Annotated in this window: 1 protein-coding gene; it reads left to right on the top strand. The window is 37.5% G+C overall.

The annotated features are described in order from the left end of the window. A partial coding sequence (locus tag C6H22_RS08545) for a patatin-like phospholipase family protein (RefSeq protein ID WP_104694828.1) occupies nucleotides 1-1083 on the top strand: 1083 nt, incomplete at its 5' end. Nucleotides 1084-1343: the final 260 nt, after the last annotated feature.

Here is a 1343-nt window from a genome sequence, read left to right as displayed (position 1 = left end):
CTTGGTATAGAATATGATATTGTTACAGGCACGAGCATTGGGGCGTGTAATGGTGCGCTAATGGTGCAAGGAGACTATGATCGTGCCTTTGAGTTATGGCAGAGTATAGATATTGATAAAGTTGTGTTAAATGGCTTAAGCCTCCGCACAGATCTGAATTATTATATGGAGCATAGCGACAAACTTCTAGGATTTCTCAAAACCTACACGAGTAATAAAGGTATGGATACTACGCCATTGCTTAATCTTTTGGGACATTTTATTGATGTGGATAGGTTTTTTGCTTCATCGGTCGATTATGGGCTTGTGAGTGTGCGATTTCCCTCGATGCAACCAGTGCAAAAGCAAAAAGATTCTATACCAAAGACACAATTACAAGATTGGATTATGGCGTCTTGTTCGTGTTTTCCAGCATTTCCTATTTATGAAATTGATGGTGAGGGTTATATTGATGGCGGGTATTATGATAATCTTCCTATTTCACTTGCATTTACACTTGGTGCGCAAGAAGTCATCGCTATTGCACTTAACCCTAAACCTCATGCCTACACAAATCATCCCTTTGTGCGATGTATCCAGCCAAAAGAGCGTTTGGGAGGTATGCTAGATTTTGATGCTACTGCGATACGTGAACAATTTGAGCTTGGGTATGTAGATACATTAAAAAGTTTTGGACACTTGATGGGGAGGGATTTTAGTTTTTTTCTTGATGATATGACTGCATATACAGAAGGATTTGCTCGCACACTTGCAGAGATTCTACGCTATGAGCTTAGCACACATACACCACAAATGCTTGATAGATTAGTAACCCAAACACCTTTATACCAGCGAGTTATGGATCTTTTGGCAATAGATGAGGATACTCCCACCATACTTTCTCTTATAGAATCTCAAATGCACCTGCACGCGTATAAAACCCTAAAAATCTATCATTTCACAGAAATTATGCTAGAACTTATCAAAAAGACACAAGCGTATCTTGTCGCACGAGGTTTAGGAGGTATGATACATATGTATGATATAGAACATTTAGATGATGAGGCGTTACTAGCAGCGGTATTTCTTCGTGTTGTCTCTTAGTCACAATGTCTAAAAACTACACATAATGTTAAAAAATATCCACAATGTAAAGCAAATACAAAGTAAATGTAAATCATAATGTGAAAAGTTCTTAATGAACAACAACATTTTAGGAGGAGACTTTTATGAAAAAAGTTGTAGCAGGTAGTATGGTTAGTGCATTGTTAGCACTTCCTAGTTTTGGTTTTGAGCTTTATAATAGTGATAATACAAAGCTTGATATGTATGCATCAATGAGGGGTTATATAGGTGTAGGACAT

It is taken from the genome of Helicobacter equorum (assembly GCF_900198655.1).
Classification (GTDB): domain Bacteria; phylum Campylobacterota; class Campylobacteria; order Campylobacterales; family Helicobacteraceae; genus Helicobacter_F; species Helicobacter_F equorum.
The sequence above is the reverse complement of the archived record's forward strand: the minus strand, read 5'-3'. Positions and strand labels throughout refer to the sequence as shown.